Annotated in this window: 15 protein-coding genes and 1 pseudogene; 6 read left to right on the forward strand and 10 right to left on the reverse strand. The window is 63.8% G+C overall.

Going from position 1 to position 18,971, the window contains the following annotated elements:
- Nucleotides 1–93: 93 nt before the first annotated feature.
- Nucleotides 94–1,320: an acetylornithine transaminase gene (locus A7D16_RS01495; RefSeq protein WP_064629176.1), complete on the reverse strand. Its 1,227-nt coding sequence runs from the start codon at nt 1,318–1,320 to the stop codon at nt 94–96.
- A 72-nt stretch (nt 1,321–1,392) separates the two neighbouring features.
- On the opposite strand from A7D16_RS01495, the gene A7D16_RS01500 reads away from it, so the two are divergent.
- Nucleotides 1,393–2,265 (forward strand): ion transporter, encoded by an 873-nt coding sequence (locus tag A7D16_RS01500; protein ID WP_064629178.1) that lies wholly within the window; start codon nt 1,393–1,395, stop codon nt 2,263–2,265.
- Nucleotides 2,266–2,520: 255 nt separating this feature from the next.
- On the opposite strand, the gene A7D16_RS01505 is transcribed toward A7D16_RS01500, so the two are convergent.
- The 4 genes from A7D16_RS01505 to A7D16_RS01520 form a co-directional block, all read right to left on the reverse strand.
- Entirely contained in the window at nt 2,521–3,462 is a 942-nt protein-coding gene (locus A7D16_RS01505; RefSeq protein ID WP_239686925.1) for a YiiG family protein, read from the reverse strand.
- Between the two features lie 58 nt (nt 3,463–3,520).
- Complete coding sequence (locus A7D16_RS01510) at nt 3,521–4,561, reverse strand: YiiG family protein (RefSeq protein WP_064629307.1); 1,041 nt, start codon at nt 4,559–4,561, stop codon at nt 3,521–3,523.
- A 219-nt stretch (nt 4,562–4,780) separates the two neighbouring features.
- Nucleotides 4,781–5,596 carry an SDR family oxidoreductase gene (locus A7D16_RS01515; protein ID WP_064629185.1) on the reverse strand — a complete coding sequence of 272 codons (816 nt, stop codon included), beginning with the start codon at nt 5,594–5,596 and terminating at the stop codon, nt 4,781–4,783.
- Nucleotides 5,597–5,722: 126 nt separating this feature from the next.
- A complete protein-coding gene (locus A7D16_RS01520) occupies nt 5,723–6,382 on the reverse strand; it encodes a serine/threonine-protein kinase (RefSeq protein WP_064629187.1) in 660 nt (219 codons plus the stop codon).
- A gap of 142 nt (nt 6,383–6,524) precedes the next feature.
- On the opposite strand from A7D16_RS01520, the gene A7D16_RS01525 reads away from it, so the two are divergent.
- Complete coding sequence (locus tag A7D16_RS01525) at nt 6,525–8,606, forward strand: bifunctional DedA family/phosphatase PAP2 family protein (protein WP_064629189.1); 2,082 nt, start codon at nt 6,525–6,527, stop codon at nt 8,604–8,606.
- Nucleotides 8,607–9,042: 436 nt separating this feature from the next.
- Here A7D16_RS01525 and A7D16_RS01530 read toward each other — a convergent pair whose 3' ends face one another.
- The 4 genes from A7D16_RS01530 to A7D16_RS01545 form a co-directional block, all read right to left on the reverse strand.
- Nucleotides 9,043–9,927 (reverse strand): bestrophin family protein, encoded by an 885-nt coding sequence (locus tag A7D16_RS01530; protein ID WP_064629191.1) that lies wholly within the window; start codon nt 9,925–9,927, stop codon nt 9,043–9,045.
- Between the two features lie 286 nt (nt 9,928–10,213).
- Entirely contained in the window at nt 10,214–10,810 is a 597-nt protein-coding gene (locus tag A7D16_RS01535) for an LON peptidase substrate-binding domain-containing protein (protein ID WP_064629195.1), read from the reverse strand.
- Nucleotides 10,810–12,177, reverse strand: a complete 1,368-nt coding sequence (mpl, locus tag A7D16_RS01540) for a UDP-N-acetylmuramate:L-alanyl-gamma-D-glutamyl-meso-diaminopimelate ligase (protein ID WP_193395424.1) — start codon at nt 12,175–12,177, stop codon at nt 10,810–10,812. Before mpl ends, A7D16_RS01535 begins: the two co-directional genes overlap by 1 nt.
- 347 nt (nt 12,178–12,524) lie before the next feature.
- The gene (locus tag A7D16_RS01545) at nt 12,525–13,088 is read right to left on the reverse strand and encodes an adenylate kinase (RefSeq protein ID WP_064629197.1); all 564 of its coding nucleotides are present in this window, start codon (nt 13,086–13,088) and stop codon (nt 12,525–12,527) included.
- 158 nt (nt 13,089–13,246) lie between these two features.
- Here A7D16_RS01545 and A7D16_RS01550 point away from each other — a divergent pair.
- The 3 genes and pseudogenes from A7D16_RS01550 to A7D16_RS22810 all read left to right on the forward strand — a co-directional run.
- A pseudogene (locus A7D16_RS01550) lies at nt 13,247–14,497 on the forward strand (6-phosphofructokinase); the annotation flags it as partial.
- Between the two features lie 110 nt (nt 14,498–14,607).
- The gene (locus A7D16_RS22805; protein WP_153043104.1) at nt 14,608–15,225 is read left to right on the forward strand and encodes a carboxypeptidase-like regulatory domain-containing protein; all 618 of its coding nucleotides are present in this window, start codon (nt 14,608–14,610) and stop codon (nt 15,223–15,225) included.
- Between the two features lie 47 nt (nt 15,226–15,272).
- Nucleotides 15,273–15,860, forward strand: coding sequence for a hypothetical protein (locus tag A7D16_RS22810; protein WP_153043105.1), 588 nt, complete (start codon nt 15,273–15,275; stop codon nt 15,858–15,860).
- A gap of 72 nt (nt 15,861–15,932) precedes the next feature.
- On the opposite strand, the gene A7D16_RS01555 is transcribed toward A7D16_RS22810, so the two are convergent.
- Complete coding sequence (locus tag A7D16_RS01555; RefSeq protein WP_064629199.1) at nt 15,933–16,457, reverse strand: hypothetical protein; 525 nt, start codon at nt 16,455–16,457, stop codon at nt 15,933–15,935.
- A gap of 252 nt (nt 16,458–16,709) precedes the next feature.
- On the opposite strand from A7D16_RS01555, the gene A7D16_RS01560 reads away from it, so the two are divergent.
- Complete coding sequence (locus tag A7D16_RS01560) at nt 16,710–18,737, forward strand: sodium-translocating pyrophosphatase (protein WP_064629201.1); 2,028 nt, start codon at nt 16,710–16,712, stop codon at nt 18,735–18,737.
- Nucleotides 18,738–18,971 lie beyond the last annotated feature (234 nt).

The following is an 18,971-nucleotide window of genomic DNA, read 5'->3' on the forward strand; positions in this document are numbered from 1 at the left end:
ATCAACAGCCCGCGCAATCACGCCCACCAGACTGCGCACGCTCACCCCACGCCAAGCCCAATCATCCTGCATTGCGCATGACGCAGGCATCCATCACGGCTGCGCGACATACTCGGCAATCGCCAACCGCAAACGCGCCAAACCGTCGGCCAGCTCCGCATCGGTGAGATTGAGCGCCGGCACAAAGCGCAGCACATCGGGGCCCGCCTGCAGCAACAGCAAGCCATGCGTGGCGGTAAGGTCCAGGATCGCCCCCGCCTGACCGGCATGCGCCGGCACCAGCACCGCGCCCAGCATCAAGCCGCGTCCGCGGATCTGCGCAAACAGGCCGAACTCGGCATGCAATGCCTCCAGCCCTGCGCGCAATGCGGCCGATTGACGCTCCACATTGGCCGCAATGTCCGGCGACGCCAGCTTGCGCAGCGCTACGCGCGCCACCGCCGCGGCCAGCGGGTTACCGCCGAAGGTGGTGCCGTGCGCGCCGAACTGCATGGTGTCGGCCACCTTGGGCCCGGCCAGCATCGCGCCGATCGGGAAACCGCCTCCCAGCGCCTTGGCCAGGGTCACGATGTCCGGCGTCACCTGTTCCTGCCAATGCGCGAACAGCGTGCCGGTGCGGCCCATGCCGCATTGAATCTCGTCCAGCACCAGCAACGCATCGTGCTGGTCGCAGAGCGCGCGTACGCGGCTCAGGAAGCCCGGCGCGGCCGGCATCACCCCGCCCTCGCCCTGGATCGGCTCCACCATCACCGCCGCCACATCGCCGCTCGCCATGGCCGCTTCCAGCGCCGCCACATCGTTGAAATCCACGTAGCGAAAGCCGCCCGGCAGCGGCTCATAGCCTTCCTGGTACTTGGGCTGCGCGGTCGCAGTGACCGACGCCAGGGTGCGCCCATGAAAACTGCCGCGGAAGGTCACGATGACGCGCTTGTCTGCCGGCCGGCCCTGGCTGCTGGCCCACTTGCGCACCAGCTTGATCGCGGCCTCGTTGGCCTCGGTGCCGGAATTGCACAGGAACACCTTGTGCGCGAAACGCGAAGCGGTCACCAGCTCTTCGGCCAGTTTCAACGGCGGCGCACTGAAAAACACGTTACTGGTGTGCCACAGCTTGCCGGCCTGCTCGGTCAGCGCAGCCATCAGATCGGGGTCGTTATGGCCGAGCCCGCTGACCGCGATGCCAGACGACAGATCCAGATAGTCGCGGCCCTGATCGTCCCACACGCGACTGCCCTGGCCACGCTCCAGCACCACCTGGCGCGGGCGATACACCGGCAGGTAGTAGTGCGCCAGGGACAGGGGCGAATCGGCAGCGGTGCTCATGGTGGTGGGTCGCAGAAACGAAGGGAGAACCTGCATTCTCGCGCATTCGCCGGCCTGCGGCACAATGTGCGCATGCGCCCTTTCTCCGATCCTCAACTCACTCCCGCCACCGACAACGGCTGGCGCCGGCAGTGGTACGACATCATCTACCGCCACGACACCCGCCCCTCGCGCAATTTCGACCTGATGCTGGTGGCCGCGATCCTGGCCAGCGTGGTGGTGATCATGATCGACAGCGTGCCGCGCATCCATTCGCATGCAGCGCACTGGCTGGTGCCGCTGGAATGGGCATTCACCGTGCTCTTCACCATCGAGTACGCGCTGCGGCTGGCGGTGGTGCGGCGCCCGCTGCACTACGCGCTCAGCGTGTGGGGTGTGATCGACCTGCTGTCGATCCTGCCCAGCTACCTGTCGTTCTTCGTGCCCGGTGCGCAGACGCTGCTGGTGGTACGCGTGCTGCGCATCCTGCGGCTGTTCCGCATTCTCAAACTCACCCGCTATATCGAAGAAAGCGGGCAGCTGCTGGACGCGCTCTGGCGCAGCCGGCGCAAGGTCTTGGTGTTCCTGTTCACCGTGCTCACCATCACCGTGATCGCCGGCGCCACGATGTACATCATCGAAGGCCCGCAACACGGTTTCACCAGCATCCCGACCAGCATGTACTGGGCCATCGTCACCATGGCCACGGTAGGTTTCGGCGACCTGGTGCCACAGACCACACTGGGCCGCTTCGTCACTTCGGCGCTGATTTTGATCGGTTACAGCATCATCGCGGTGCCCACCGGCATCTATACCGCCGAGCTGGCCAGCTCACTGCGCGAGGGTGGCCACACCGGCAAACGCGATGTGCGCAACTGCGCCCGCTGCGGGCTGGAAGGCCACGCGGCGGACGCACGCTATTGCCGGCAATGCGCCGAGCCGCTGCCGGAGATCTCCAACGGCTAACGCGGTGCTGCGGCCCTGGTACGACGAACGCACTCCTTCGCGGCTTTCCACAGCCCAAGGCCCCACCGAATAGTGATGAATAGTTCGGATAGATCAGTCGTAGAGCGGATGATCTGTCGCTTGGCTGCAGGCCCTCGACCGACTCGGCTTCGAACTAAATCCAATTCCGCTATTACTCGAAATAGCGGTGCCTTTGAAACTTGCCACTCACCTGTTCGATCCGATCCACAACGCGGCAGCGAAAAGCGCACAGCCTCAATGCGACATGCGATTACTCATGTCGATCAGATCGTTGTAACTGGCCAGCACCGCCTGGCGCGTGCCGCCCGGTGGGAGCGAGCCGCTTTCCAGCAGCATCTGCTCGCTCTTGTTCAATGGTGTCTTGGTGCGGATACGCTCGACCAACCGCCCCGACTCGCGCGCCAGCTTGTCGGCGGAACGTTCCATATGGCCCCACATCGCATCGCCCTGCCCGATCTTGGCCTTCTGCGCCTCTTCCAGAATGCCTTGGTAGCGCGCCAGCTGGGACTGCGCTGCGGCAAGGTCCGGCGTGTCGTTGTCGAGTACCTGCACCAGCTGCTTGCCTTCGCCGATGATCTTCAAGTGATACCAGGAAGCGCTGCGGCCTTCTTCCTTTTCAATCGCATCGATCTGCGCCTGGCGACGCGTGTCTTCATTATGTTCAAGCGCGGTATTCATGGCTTCGCCGGCTTCGAAGAATGCCTGATAGGCCTGCATTAGCGGCGCGTGCAGTGCCTTCATGCCCTTGCCGTCGTCGCGTAGATAATCCTGCCGGTCGTAGTAGCGCACCGCTTCCCCGATACGGTCGTTGAGCGTGGTGAAGCGGTCTTGATAGGTCCTGGCCACCGGGTCGAGCGCGGGGTTGGCCGGCGTTTGCGCCAACGCCGCGGTCATCGGCGCGCCGCATTCGTCCACGTGATGCGACAGCACCGTGCCCGGTGCATGGATACCGCTTTCCTTGCCGGTCGGACCCGCCTCGGGGTCCTGCATCCAGCCGATGTATTGCTGGTAGCTCTCATGGATCGGCTGCTCGACGCCGTTGAAGCAGGTGATGTAGGCATTGATCTTGTCGGCACCTTCCACCGCGGCGGCGGGTGCGTTTTTCTGGCAGCCGGCAAGCAGCGCGGCCAAAGCGATCGCCGTGGCGAGTGGCGCATAACGATAGTGGTGGGTCATCTTGTGTTCCATTGATGGTTGAAGAAGATGGCCGCCGCAGCGTGCGGCCGAAAGGTATCTAGCGCAGCCGGTCGCCCGGCACGCGCGCGATGGCTGAGGACAACAGTGATGACTGACGATTGCTTTCGGACACCAGCACGTTGTAGGTGTCCAGCAATCTGCGCGACGCGCCTTCGGGCGCCAGCAAGGGGTTATCCAGCCAGCCCTGCTCCAGCTTGCTATACGGTGTTTTTTCGACCAGCCGTTTCACCCGCGCCTTGGCTTGCCTGCTGAAGGTTTCTGCAGCGGTTTCGAAGCTGTTCCAACTCAGCTTGCCCGGCTCCTGGTCGGCCACCTGTGCGTGTGCCTCATCGGAGAGACGGTTGAAGCCGTCCAGCATCGCGTTGACACGTGCCACGTCGAACGGCTCCTGTTCCAGCGCATCGGCGATCTCCTTGGCGTCGCGCATCATCGCCAGCCGGTAGTACGCGCGCGTGCGGCCCTCGCCCTGCTCCAGCGTCCTGAGTTTTTCGCGCTGCGCCGCGTCGTTTTGCAGGTCCAGTTCGGCGCTGAAGGCGGTACTGGCATCGGCATAGGCGGACAGCGCCTCCATCAACTGCGAATGCAGCTGTTTGCCCTTGGCGAACTGGTCGTCTTCGTAATCCTGACGCGTATAGTAATCGGCCAGCGCGTGACTGATCGGCTGCAGCGCCGTCAAGGCCGCGCGATAGTCGCGCGCCGCCTTGTCCAGTGCCGGCAGCGAAGGCTTGGCCGCAGCGGCCGCGCCGACCGGTGCATCGCACTGCTTCATGTCATACGCGTCGATATCGTACGGACCGGTCATGCCGGACTCGCCACCGGTCGGGCCAGCGAACGGGTCCTGCATCCAGCCGGTGTAGGACCTGGCGCCGGCGTGCACCTTCGCGTTGACGCGGTTGAAGCAGTCGATATAGGCGCCAAGCTTGGCAGTCACGCCTTGCAGGAAATCCAGCTGTTCTTCAGTCGATGTGGTATCCGCACCCTCGGCATCGGTTGCAGCCTGCTGCGACTTGCCGCCACAGGCGGCCGCCAGGACAGACACGCAAGCGGCCAGAACGAACACACGGAACTTCGGAGACACGCGCGACACATCCCTGTTGGAAACGTTTTCAGCCGCGCACGGTAGCAAACCCTCCTGTGAACTCCCTGTGCTCGCTCCAGATAAAACGTGAGGCTGCTGGACCGCCACGGCACGGCCGCTGGTGGGCCGCACCTACACTCTCAATTGCGGCACCTGCGCGCCGATGCTCAAGCGCCCTCCGTCTCCAGCCAGCCGCACGGGCCGTCACGGTCGCCGCGCTCAATCGAGAAACAGATCCGGCAACAACGCACGCGACGGGTCGACCGCATAGCCGCTCAAATCGGTGACGCCGGCCTGGGCCAGCACCTGCTCATCGATCAGGAACTGGCCATGAAAGCCAGCCGCCTCGCGCGTCAGCACCGCGTGCGCCGCATCGGCCACGATCTCCGGCCGGCGGCAGGCCGCCGCATCCACACCGGGCAGCATGTTGATGGCATCGGTGGCGATCACGGTACGCGGCCACAACGCATTGATCGCCACGCCCTGCGGGCCAAATTCTGCTGCCAGCCCCAGGGTGACCAGGCTCATGCCCATCTTGGCCAGCGTGTAACCGGTGTGCGCGCCCCACCATGCCGGGTTCAAGGACGGCGGTGGTGCCAGCGTGAGGATGTGCGGATTGGCAGCCTGCAGCAGGTGCGGCAGGCACGCTTGTGCGCACAGAAAACTGCCGCGTGCGTTGACCTGTTGCATCAGGTCGAAGCGCTTCATCGGTGTGTCCAACGTTCCGCGCAACCAGATCGCACTGGCGTTGTTGACCAGGATGTCGATCCCGCCGAAGGCATCGACCGTCGCCGCCACCGCCGCGCGCACCTGATCCTCCTCGCGGATATCGCACTTGAGCGCCAGCGCCTGCCCACCGGCCGCAGTCACCGCCGCGGCCGCACTGTGGATGGTGCCGGGCAGTTTGGGATTGGCCACCGCCGATTTGGCCGCAATCGCCACATTGGCCCCATCGCGCGCCGCCCGCAACGCAATCGCCAAGCCAATTCCGCGCGAGGCACCGGTGATGAACAGGGTTTTGCCGTTTAACGTCATGGGATTTGGGAGTCGTGATTGGAGATTCGTAAAAGCTTATCGCCTTCACCACTACAAGCGACCAGACCACCGCTCGAGCAATACGCTCTTACGAATCCCAAATCCCGAGCAACCAATCCCCGCCGCTCAGGGCTTCGGCCCCTGCCCTTCGTTGTCTTCCCAATGCAATATGCGGCGGGTCACGAAGCGATAGACCGGTTTGCCGGTGGCGAACCACAGCTCGCGCACCCAGGAGGTGCGCTTGAGCACGCGGCGTTCCACCGGGGTCAGTGCGGCCGGGCAGTACATGCGCTTGTGCTTGAGCAGGTGGCGCAGGTCTTCGCGGGCAAGCAGGCGCATCCAGCGCGCGCGCGGGTTACCGCGCACTGCCAGCTGGAAATCGACCACCGCCGGGCTGCCGTCGTCCTGCACCAGCCAGTTGGCTTCCTTGGCCAGATCGTTGTGCGCAACGCCGCGGCGATGCAGCTGCTGCAACAGCCGGCGCGCGCTGCGGAAGTAGGCCAGGTCGCCACGCGGCGGGCGCTGGTACATCGCAGCGCCGGCCAGATAGCTGCGGTCCAGGTGCTGCCCGTCCCAGTGCAGCAGCCGCGGTGTGCGCGGCAAGCCGTCGAGCTGGCGCAAGGCCAGCGCCTCGCGCCGTGCCAACCACCAGGCCACGCCACGCAACAGCCACGGCGCCACGCTCAGGTCGCGACGCACGAACATGCGTTCGCCATCGCGGATCAACAAAATGCGCCCGAACGTATCGGACTTCAGCGGCAGATCGCCGGTGGGGTCGTGACTCATCCCCCATTGTAGGCGGCCGTCCTGTCTCGCCGCGCGCATCTGTGCATGCGGCACGTGCGCGGCCGCAACCGCAGGTGAAGCCGACAGCCCGATGTGAGGACGGCGCAAGTCAGCTGCCGCCGCGCCCACCTATAATTTGGAGATGAACTCATGGATCGACGCCACGCTGGAGTGGATCGGACACCACCCCACCTTGGCTGGCGTGGTGATCTTTGCCATCGCATTCTGTGATGCGGTGATCGTGCTGGGCGCCATCGTCCCGGCGTTGCCGTTGCTGTTCGCCATCGGCGTACTGATCGGGCTCGGGCAGATCAATGGGCCGTACGCGGTGGTGTGCGCCACGCTGGGCGCCTTTGTCGGCGATGTGCTGAGCTTCTGGGTGGGCCATCGCTGGGGTCACCAGCTGCACACCTATTGGCCGTTCCGGCGCTACCCGCAATTGCTGGAACGCGGCGAACTGCTGTTCCGGCGCAATGCCTTCAAGAGCATTCTGATCGCGCGGTATGTGGGTGCGGTGCGGCCGTTCGTGCCGGCCATTGCCGGCATGTCGCACATGCCGTTCAAGCGCTATCTGATCGCCAGCGGGCTGGCCTGCATCTCGTGGGCGTTGCTGTTTTTGGTGCCCGGCTGGGTGCTGGGCACCGCCTACGACGCAGTGGCCGCGGTAGCCGGGCGGCTGTTCGTGGTGGTGACGCTGATGGCCGCCGTGATCGGGCTGGCCTGGGCGATCGTGCTGTACTCGTACCGCTGGTCGGCCGGGCATCTGGATGCGCTGCTGGCGCGCCTGCTGGAGTGGTCGCATCGGCATCCGGTGCTGGGCAATTGGTCGGTCAGCGTGTTCGACCCGCGCCGTCGCGAATCGGTGCCGCTGGCAATGATGGCGCTGATGCTGTTGCTGCTGGGCTGGGGCTGGTTCGTGCTGTTGATGGTGGTACTGGCGCATGGCGAACCGCTACGCGTGGACCTGGCCGTGCACGACCTGATGCTGGCGCTGCGCAACCCGCTGGCCGACTACCCGATGGTCGCGCTGGCCTCGCTGGGCGACTGGCAGGTATTGCTGCCGGCCATCGCCGCAGCGATGGGTTACCTGGCCTGGCGCCGTCGCTGGATGGCGGTGGCGCACTGGGTGATTGCACTGGCGTTCGGCCTTGCCCTGACGCAGTTGCTGGGCGCCACCGTGCAGGTGGTACGCCCGCCGGCAGCCAGTAGCGGCTTCGGGTTTCCGTCGGTGGCGGTCACCATGGCCACGATTGGCTTTGGCTTTTTCGCACTGCTGATCGCGCGCGAGTTGCCCGGCCGCCGCCGGGTATGGCCGTATCTGGTCAGTGGCGCGATCGTGTCGCTGATCGGTTTCGCACGGCTGTACCTGGGCGCGCACTGGCTCAGCGATGTGGTCGGCGGCATGTTGTTCGGCATCTTCTGGCTACTGGTGCTGGGCATTGCGTACCGCCGCCGCGCCACCCGCGCGTTCTGGGTCAAGCCGGTGTCGTGGATCTTCTATGGCGTATTCGTGGGCTGCGCGATCTTCTTTGCGCCGCGCAATCTCCACACCAAGCTGGCCAAGTTCGAACCGCCACCGCCACTGCTGATGGACCTGCCCGCCAGCGACTGGTGGAAGGGGCAATGGCGGCTGCTGCCGGCACGCCGTAACGAATTCGACGACGACCAACGCTGGCCGCTGGACGTGCAGGTGGCCGGCCCGTTGGCGCCGCTGCAACGCCAGCTCGAAGCGCGTGGGTGGCGGGCACAACCGCAGGCCGGTTGGGAGCAGGCACTGCATCTATTGGATGTCAGCGGCCGCCCGGACGAGGTGCCGATCCTGCCGGCCACGCTGGACACCCAGGTCGAAGCCCTGCTGATGGTGCGCCACGCCGCGCCCGGCCATGTGCACGTGCTGCGCCTGTGGCCCGCAGCCGCACGCTTGCAGCCGGATACGCAACCGCTATGGGTGGGCAGCACGCAGACCTTGCGCTACAGCCGCCACTTCAGCCTGATCGGCCTGTGGTACCCGCTGCGTGGAGTCGATCCGGCATTGAGCGCATTGCGCGATGCACTCGGCCCGCTGCCGCATCGCGTGGAGCAGCGGCGTCGTTCGCAGGTGCCGGTGATCCTGATCGACAGTACCTCGGGCAATGCGGTGCGTGGCGAGGACAACGCTGCACCGCAGAAGGAAACCACTGCGTCCAAGCCTGCTGCATCAGATCCGCCACAACCGCGCCGCTGAGCGATCGGGCAACAGTAGGTGGCGGTCGGCAATCCGCGCCAGACCGCTACTGGTTGCTTGTTGAAAACGCAGCAAAGGCGCAGCGTCGATCGAGTGCGCGGTGCCCTCACCGCTCGCGGGACACGCCGTTAACCCGTCCATGGGGCTCGTTGGCGGCATCCATGCCGCCAACGGTCCCGCAATCGGTGAGGACACCGCGCCACACAGTTGGCTGGCGGCTCTATTGAAGAACGAAATCACCTCACCACCAATTTTGCTGGCTGTTTGATCGAAAGCTAAGTGCACCGACCGACTCGACTGGCCCTGCAGCCAGGCCGCAGACCAGCCGCTCTACAACTGCCCCATCCGCACCGTTCAATCACCTACGGCAATCAAGAACTTGCGCTTCAAAGCCGTTTGAATGTTCCCACCCGGGCAGGTCGAAGGCGCGATGCATTCACCACAACACGCCGTCCACCGGCTGCATCGGCTCCGGCGCTTGCTCACCTATCGCCTGAAGCGCATCGATCTCCACCGTGCGGCACATGGTGTCCAGCGGCAGGTCGTGGATGGTATTGGCGAACGGGTCGACCAGCTCATCGCCGATCTTCAGCACCGCCAAAAACATCAGCCCGGCCACGGTCGATCCCACCGGTGTGGCGTATTGCAGTGTTTCCACCAGCCCGATCGGCAGCAGCACGCAGAACAGCCGCGTAAACAGGTTGGGATAGAAGCGGTATTGATACGGCAGCGGCGTGTTTTTCAGGCGTTCCATGCCGCCTTGGGCGTTGGCGATGTCCACCAGGATGCGCTCCACACTGGCCTGCTGGATGCTGTCGATCCAGCCATCGCGCCGCGCCTGTTCCACGCTGCGCCCGGTGGTGTCGAGCAAGCCGTTGGCGGCATTGGTGCGGGTGATCACTGCCGCCACTTCATCGGCGTCCAGCCACGGCTGCAGAGCCCTGGCAACCGGCAACCGACGCAACTGGCAACGCAACGCATTGACGTAGGCAATCTGACGCAACGCGATCGTGCGGCCCAATGCAGCCGCTTCCGGTGCGGACAGAATGCTTACGCTCAAACGCACCAGATTGCGCGATGCGTTGATCATCTGGCCCCACAGCACCCGCCCTTCCCACCAGCGCTGATAGGTGGAATTAGCGCGAAAACCCAGGAATAACGCCAGTGCCGAACCGAAGATGGTCAGCGGCAACGCCGGCGCACGGAACGGCAGCACGTAATAGACGATCGTGATCAACACATCCCAGACAAACAACAGCGCCAGGGTCCGCCCGACCTGGTTGAATACATCCGCCACACGCGGTTTGACATCGATGATCAAGGCTCACTCCTTCACTGAAACGCGTTTCGCCATTGCGCGCATCCAGTGCGTGGATGCCATCGATAGCGCACTCAAGCGCGTCAAGTGTGCCGTTGCGGCGGTGCAAGCGCGGTGATGGGGATCCCAGCGATTGTCTCGCGAGAGCGAAACAGGCCTGAGCGATCATCCGTCAGGCGCGACCGATGGATGGAATCTGCATGCATCACCTGTCGGCGTTCGCGGCCTCCGCACCCGATGCCCGGCGGGGCCTGCTGATTGGCCGCGTCAGGTTACTGGCCGCGCTCGCTCAGGGCATCCAGGCCAGCAACTGTTCCAGGCGCTGATGCGGGCTGTCCTGCTGCAACAACGACAAGCGTTGCTGCTCGGTCAACGGCAGCAGCTCGGCCAGCCGCCAGCCCACCCACGCAGACTGATCCAGCAGCCCTGGACCGACAGATGCGAATTCACCACCCACCTTTTCGAGCAAGCGCTCGAGCACGGTTGCCAGCAGGCTGTGCTCGGGCCGCAACTCGTCGTCGGGGTCCGGCTCGCACCAGCTCACCTCGCCTACCAACAACCCGTTGTCGCGGATGCGCGAGCGCTGCACATGAAAGCGACGCGTGCCACGCAGCCGCAGCACCAGCACGCCGTCGGCGCCGACATCGAAATCCTCGGTACGCACCCCGGTGCCGAACGCCGCCGGCGTTGCCGGTACGCCCACCTCGTTGCCATCCAGAATCAAACACACACCGAAGCTTGTACCGTTGCGCCCGCATTCGCGCACCAGATCCAGATAGCGGCGCTCGAACACGCGCAGCCCCATCGCCGCGCCCGGCAACAACACGCTGTGCAGCGGAAACAGCGGCAACGCGTTGGTGTCGGCAGTGTCGGAAATCGGCGCCATCACGACAGCTGCGCCAGGAAGCGACGCGGCGCACCGTCGAAGCCGCCGTTGGACATGAACACCACGTGGTCGCCCGGCTGCACGATCTCGCCCAGGGTCTGCAGCAATGCATCCACGTCCTGCGCCACGCGCGCATCGCCACGGACCTGCGCGATGATCGGCGCCGCATCCCAAGCCAGCTCCGGCCGATGCAGGAACACCACCGCATCGGCGTCCTGCAGCGACGGCGCCAGCGCATGCGCATGCGCGCCCAGCCGCATCGAATTGCTGCGCGGCTCCATCGCCACCACCACGCGCGCCGCGCCGACCTTCGCACGCAAGCCCTGCAGCGTGGTCGCGATGGCGGTGGGATGGTGCGCAAAGTCGTCATACACGGTGATCGCATGCGCGCTGCCGATGACTTCCAGCCGCCGCTTGACGCTTTGGAACTGCGCCAACGCCGGCATCACCGTTGCCGGATCCACACCCACCGCATGCACTGCCGCCAGCGCCGCCAACCCGTTGAGCACGTTATGCCGCCCGACCAGTGGCCACTGCACCTGGCCGATTTCCATACCACGGTGCAGCACCGCAAACGCGCTGCCATCGGCTACAATCAGGCGCGCGCTCCAGTCAAACGCCGCATCGAACCCGAACCGCTGAACCGGCGTCCAGCAGCCCATCGCCAGCACATCGGCCAGGTGCGTGTCTTCACCGTTGACGATCAGCCGCCCGCGCGCCGGCACCGTGCGTACCAGATGATGGAACTGGCGCTGGATCGCCGCCACGTCCGGGAAGATATCGGCGTGGTCGTATTCCAGGTTGTTGAGGATCGCCACCAGCGGCCGGTAGTGCACGAACTTGCTGCGCTTGTCGAAGAACGCGGTGTCGTACTCGTCGGCTTCCACCACGAATTCGCGCCCCTGGCCCAGCCGCGCCGACACGCCGAAATCTTCGGCCACCCCACCGATCAGGAAGCCCGGCGCACGCCCGGCCGCCTCCAGCAGGTAGCTCAGGATGGTGGTGGTGGTGGTCTTGCCATGGGTGCCGGCGACCGCCAGCGTGTCGCGACCCGGCAATACCCGCTCGGCCAGCCACTGCGCACCGGAGGTATAGCGGCGGCCGGCATCCAGCACGGCTTCCACCGCCGGATTGCCGCGCGACAGCGCATTGCCGATCACCACATCGGTGGCGTCCGGCGAGATGTTGGAGGGCGCGTACCCCTGTGCAAGCGCGATGCCCAGCGTTTCCAGCTGGGTGGACATCGGCGGATAGATGGCCTGGTCGCTACCTTCCACCTGCCAGCCCAGCTCACGCGCCAGAGCGGCAACACCGCCCATGAAGGTCCCGGCGATGCCGAGGATGTGGAGTTTGGTCATGCCGCACATTGTCGCCGATCTCCGGAGTTGCGGGACATTCCACCTGCCGCCAGCCCGGTTGTCAGGAAAATCCTACCGTACTGTCGGGAATTTCCCGATATGCGAACTGTGTCACATCCATCACTATGCTGAACGCCAGTCGCAGCACCCCTTTGGTCCTACTCCCCAAGAGGCCAAATCCCCAGGGAGCTCATGCTGTCGGGGCTCTGAGCAAGCCCATTACTGGCGTTATTCTGCCCCGGTCGTCTTGTACGCCCGGGGTTTTTCTTTTGGGCGAACCCATCGCGGGCGCCAATGGCAGCGCGGCAGACGCCGCGACTGCGAGGGACCGGGCCTTGCGCCCGGTCCGTGTTGACCTAGCGGCCGAGCGCCTTGCTGATGCGTTCCAGCACTTCGTCCAGCGAGCCCACGCCATCCACGCGCGCCAGCTTGCCGCGTTGCTCGTAGAAGCCGATCACCGGTGCGGTGGAATCGGTATAGACCTGCAGGCGCTTGCGTACCGATTCCGGGTTGTCGTCTTCGCGGCCTTCGGCCTTGGCACGCCCGGCGATGCGCTCGACCAGTAACTCGCTGGCCACGTCCAGCTGTACCACCGCATCCAGCGGCTGACCGATCTTGCTGAGCAATGCATCCAGCGCATTGGCCTGGGCCACGTTGCGCGGGTAGCCGTCCAGGATGAAACCCTTGGCCACATCGGCCTGGCCCAGGCGCGCTTCCAGCATGCCGAGCAGGATGTCATCGGAGACCAGATCGCCGCGTGCCATCACTTCCTTGGCCTTCAGACCCAGCGGCGAGCCGGCGGCCACTTCGGCGCGCAACAGGTCGCCGGTGGAAATGTGCGGGATCTCAAAGGTGTCTTTAAGACGTGTCGCCTGGGTGCCCTTGCCCGAACCGGGCGGTCCCAACAGAACCAATCGCATCAGTGGACTCCACTTTCGAATAAAAACGCGTTGCGGTTGGCGGCGTTAGACTCGAGCCTTCGCCGACGCCGACCGTATGGTCGTGCAGCTTACCGCATCCGGGGAATGTCCCGGCACTGTCCCCTGCGCCATGTTTCCATGTGAGGAGCCCGTCCCCTATGTCCACTGGCAACCTGTTGTATGCCCAATCCGGCGGCGTCACTGCCGTCATCAACGCCACCGCCGCCGGCGTCATCACCGAAGCGCGCGCGCGCAAGATCAAGGTATTGGCTGCCCGCAACGGCATCCTGGGCGCCCTGCGCGAGGAGCTGATCGATACCTCCAAGGAATCGGCCGCGGCCATTGCGGCACTGGCGCAGACGCCCGGCGGCGCCTTCGGCTCGTGCCGTTACAAGCTCAAATCGCTGGAAGAAGACAGCGCCAAGTACGAGCGCCTGCTGGACGTGCTGCGCGCGCACGACGTGCGCTGGTTCCTCTACAACGGCGGCAACGACTCGGCCGACACCGCGTGGAAGGTCTCGCAACTCGCCAAGGCCTACGGCTACCCGCTGCACTGCATCGGCGTGCCCAAGACCATCGACAACGACCTGGCGGTGACCGACACCTGCCCCGGCTTCGGCTCGGCCGCCAAGTACACCGCGGTGTCGGTGCGCGAGGCCGCACTGGATGTCGCCGCCATGGCCGACACATCCACCAAGGTCTTCATCTATGAAGCGATGGGCCGCCACGCCGGCTGGCTTGCCGCCGCGGCAGGCCTGGCCGGGCAAGGCCCCGACGACGCACCGCAGATCATCCTGCTGCCCGAACGTGCCTACGGCCAGGCCGCGTTCCTGGCCAAGGTGAAGCAGGTGGTGGAGAAGGTCGGCTGGTGCGTGGTGGTGGCCAGCGAAGGCATCCAGGACACACACGGCAAGTTCGTCGCCGACGCAGGCGGCGCAGCCGACTCGTTCGGTCACGCACAACTCGGCGGCGTCGCCGCGTTCCTGGCCGCACAGGTCAAACAGGAACTTGGCTACAAGGTGCACTGGACGCTGCCCGACTACCTGCAACGTTCCGCACGCCACCTCGCCTCCAAGACCGATTGGGAACAGGCGCAAGCCGTCGGCAAGGCCGCCGTGCAATACGCTTTGAAGGGCATGAACGCGGTGATCCCGGTGATCGAACGCGTCAGCGACGCCCCCTATCGCTGGAAGATCGTGCCCGCCCCGCTGCACAAGGTGGCCAATCACGAAAAGAAGATGCCGCCCAGCTTCCTGCGCAAGGACGGCTTCGGCATCACCGAGCGTGCCCGTCGCTATTTTGCCCCGTTGATCAAGGGCGAAGCGCCGCTGGCCTACGGCAACGACGGCCTGCCCAAGTATGTGACCCTGAAGAATGTGGCGGTGGCGAAGAAGCTTGCAGATTGGAAAGAGCAAGCCATAACCAGCACTTCAACACTTGAATCTAAAGATGGACAATCCAATAATGCCAAGGCAATCTTGGACACGCACATTTAACTCTTGAAAACGGACGTTTCTCGATGAAAAGCTATATGTATGTTTCAATTTTATCGCTGGTGACGGCACTCGCCTTTTCCGCCAGCCCCGCTACTGCTGTGGTCCTCGAACCTGCACCGAACGCATCCTTGCAGGCGAGGTTCGACACAGAGGAGGCTGAGCGCTTGCTCGAACCTGGAAGCGGCAGCCTTCGGGGAAAGCTGGAGATGAGTATCAACAAAGGAATGTTGCGAAAAAAAGAAAAATTTGTTGCGCGATATGAGCTTGTTACACTTTTACCAATGTCATCGTATATGCGAGCGTGGGAAAAAAAGTACAGCAAAGACCCTTCGCTCGGCATGATGCTCATTGATGGCAGAGTTCTACCATATTCAGCGCGCGCCATCACTTCAGCGGATGGGAACTATGAGTTTCGAGGCCTCAAACCAGGCCGCTATTTGCTGATAGCTAAAATTCCATACAAAGTGAATGTCATTATTAGAAATGAAACAGGCCAAACTCGCCATGATATCGACTGGTTCAACAACACCATCACTTCGTCACCAATCTACAAATCCAGCAAGGCTCGCGTAGAACAGGTACATGACATTTTCACCATAATAGAAATTAAAGACGCTGCAGAAACAAAATTCCCACAATGACGCCTCAGATTGCCCGGTCAAGACCAATTAAATCGCTAGGAAAGCCAATGAAACTCTGGACGAAAATCATTGCTGCAGCATTTTCACCAATTTTAGCCCTTCCGTTTTGTGCCGAAGCATTTCAGTTCTTAGGCGACCCAGGCGAAGAACCTAAGGCCAGGACATGCCACGAGAATTCATTGCGCTGTTGGTTTGTCGTCTTTGGCGCAAAAGAGGCACCTGAAAGAATTGTATATCTCGTCGATGCAAATGCAACCGAAATCTCTGCCAACGTGAAACGCACAAGAATTGCCGAAGCAAGAGAAAGCCTGGCACCGGACCAGCCGGAGTATTTGCTTTATACGACCGACTTTGATTGCAAAAAAAACAAGATGCGACAGGTCGAATCTTATCGCGCCTGGCGCGATAACCGCATGGAACACGACGCCAAGACTTATGACTGGGTTCCAGTCCCAATGGCATGGACTAAGCGGGCATGGAGCCTTGTCTGCGATCCTGCGGTAGTTCGCGAACCGGCCGCGCATCAGGTAATTCATCTAGCTGATGTCTACCGTGGAGCCGATGCGATTGGTCTGGTCCGAATGATTCTATGGGGTAATGAAAAAGGGCCTGGATTCAGGGATGAGGTGGAGTAGCAGCCGCATCGCGCAAGAGCGGCACACTCTCCAATCTCATCGCCTGGCAGGCCGCTCTTGCCTTTTATGTAGCTACTGACAAGCCTTACCTTCCACCGACATCTGTGCAGCAAACATCGGCACCTGCGGGATCTTTCCTGCAGCGGCCTGTTGCTTGGCGTCTTCCAGATAGATGCGCGACTGGCCTTGGCCATCAAGCTGCGGTTTGGCATCAACCGGCTTGCGCCAGACGCGTACCACCGCCTGCTGCGCCGGGCAGGCTGCGCTGGGGACACGGATCACGTCGTTGAAGATCCAGCCCGATGCAACGCTGGGCGTGGCCTTGGCGAAATCCACGAAGCGTGCGCGTGGCTGGCAGGTGGGACTGCTGCGCACCACCGACAACGTATACGGCTGTGCAGCATTTCCGGTGAACACGCCTTCCAGGCGCGCGCACGCTTCGGGAATCTGGCGCAGGGTGTGCACGGCGCCGACCGCTTGCGCGGTGCCGGCTGGACGCTGTTTCATTTCCGGCGTCGGTTCGGCAGCGAGCGCATGGGCGCTGAGCAGCACTGCAGCGATCGTCACGGCATACTTTGACGCGGCATGGTTCGACATAGTCACTCCTGGATCGGCTGGATCACGTTGGGCCGCAGGCTGTCACGCCGCGACTGAACGACGCGCCAAAGCCGTGGTGGTGGCAGCCACACCTGGGGCGGCGCATACTCGATCGCGATCCGGCCACATGAACATCGCGACGCGCGTTACGGTCATCGTGGCCGTCGAGTCCGTATTCGTCAGTCCACTCGTTGCGTGTGCATCGCCCTTGGTTCGTTCCGACCGGACGACATCCATTCTTTGGGAGGGGTCATGCTGGAACACTACGGGTTGTGGCTTGCGCTGGGTTGTGCGGTGTTGGCAATCGTCTATGGCATCGTCTCGGCGCGCTGGGTGGTCGCGCAGCCGAGCGGTAACGCACGCATGCGGGAGATCGCCGCCGCGATCCAGGAAGGCGCGCGCGCCTACCTCAACCGGCAATACCTCACCATTTCGATTGCCGGCGCCGTGCTGTTCGTGTTGGTCGGGCTGTTTCTGAGTTGGTATACCGCGATCGGGTTTGCGCTGGGTGCGGTGTTGTCGGGCTTGGCCGGCTATATCGGCATGAACGTCTCGGTGCGCGCCAATGTACGCACCGCAGAGGCGGCGCGGCATGGCATCGGCCGTGCGATGGATGTCGCATTCCGTGGTGGCGCCATCACCGGCATGCTGGTGGTCGGCCTCGGCTTGCTCGGTGTGGCCGGTTATTTTGCCGTGCTGCAAGCGATGGGGCTGCCACTGGAGCAGAATCTGCATGCACTGGTCGGGCTGGCGTTCGGGTCGTCGTTGATTTCGATCTTCGCGCGCCTGGGTGGCGGTATTTTCACCAAGGGTGCGGACGTAGGCGCGGATCTGGTCGGCAAGGTCGAAGCCGGCATTCCCGAGGACGACCCGCGCAACCCGGCGGTGATTGCGGACAATGTTGGCGACAACGTCGGCGACTGCGCGGGCATGGCTGCAGATCTGTTCGAGACCTACGCGGTCACCGTAATCGCCACGATGTTGCTCGGCAGCCTGACGCTTGCCGAAACGGGCCCGCACGCGGTGCTGTATCCGCTGGTGCTCGGTGGCGTGTCGATCGTCGCTTCGATCGTGGGCGCAGCCTTCGTCAAGGTCAAAGCCGGGGGTTCGATCATGGGCGCGCTCTATAAAGGCGTCATCGTCTCCGGCGTGCTGGCAGCGCTCGCTTACTGGCCGATCACCCAATCGCTGATGCGCGACAACGTCCACGGCGCCACGGCGTTGTATGCCTGCGCGCTGATCGGATTGGTGCTCACCGGCCTGATCGTGTGGATCACCGAGTACTACACCGGTACCCAATACAAGCCGGTGCAGCACGTGGCATCGGCCAGCACCACCGGTCACGGCACCAACATCATCGCCGGGCTCGGCATCTCGATGAAATCCACCGCGCTGCCGGTGATCGCGGTATGTGCGGCGATCTGGGGGGCGTTTCATTTCGGCGGCTTGTACGGCATTGCAACCGCCGCCACGGCGATGTTGTCGATGGCCGGGATGATCGTTGCCTTGGATGCGTATGGGCCGATCACCGACAACGCCGGCGGCATCGCCGAAATGGCCGAGCTGCCGCCGGAAGTGCGCGATATCACCGACCCGCTGGACGCGGTAGGCAACACCACCAAGGCCGTAACCAAAGGCTATGCCATCGGCTCGGCGGCGCTGGCGGCGCTGGTGCTGTTTGCCGACTACACGCACAACCTGCAGGCTGCCAATCCCGGCCAGGTCTTCGCCTTCGACCTGTCCGACCACACGGTGATCATCGGGTTGCTGATCGGTGGATTGATTCCGTATCTGTTCGGTGCGATGGCGATGGAAGCAGTCGGCCGCGCAGCAGGCGCAGTGGTGGAAGAAGTGCGCCGCCAGTTCCGCGAGATCCCCGGCATCATGGCCGGTACCGCCAAGCCGCAGTACGACCGCGCCGTCGACATGCTGACGCGCTCGGCGATCCGCGAAATGATCGTGCCTTCGCTGCTGCCGGTGGTGGTTCCGATCGTGGTCGGCGTGCTGCTCGGGCCGCGCGCGTTGGGCGGCTTGCTGATCGGCACGATTGTCACCGGCCTGTTCCTGGCAATTTCGATGACGACCGGCGGTGGCGCCTGGGATAACGCCAAGAAGTACATCGAGGACGGCCATTTCGGCGGCAAGGGCAGCGAGGCGCACAAGGCCGCCATCACCGGCGATACGGTCGGTGACCCGTACAAAGACACCGCGGGACCGGCGATCAACCCGCTGATCAAGATCATCAATATCGTCGCCTTGTTGCTCGTGCCGCTGCTGTAACGGCGCGGTGGCCGCAGGCGACGAGACCTGCGGCCGTGCGTTACAGAAGGCTGCAGGTCTCGTCGCCTGCAGCGGATTGCTGAGCGGTATCCCGTCACCTGCATCACCGCCAACGCCTGTCCCGCCTACGAAAATGCGCTGGGCCGGCCCGATCCGCGACTGCGGCCTGAGGGATACGCTCGATGCTCTCGCCGGGCGAGGTGGCGCCTACCCCCGCCCGCCGCCGCGGGCTAG

Source organism: Xanthomonas nasturtii, assembly GCF_001660815.1.
Lineage (GTDB): Bacteria > Pseudomonadota > Gammaproteobacteria > Xanthomonadales > Xanthomonadaceae > Xanthomonas > Xanthomonas nasturtii.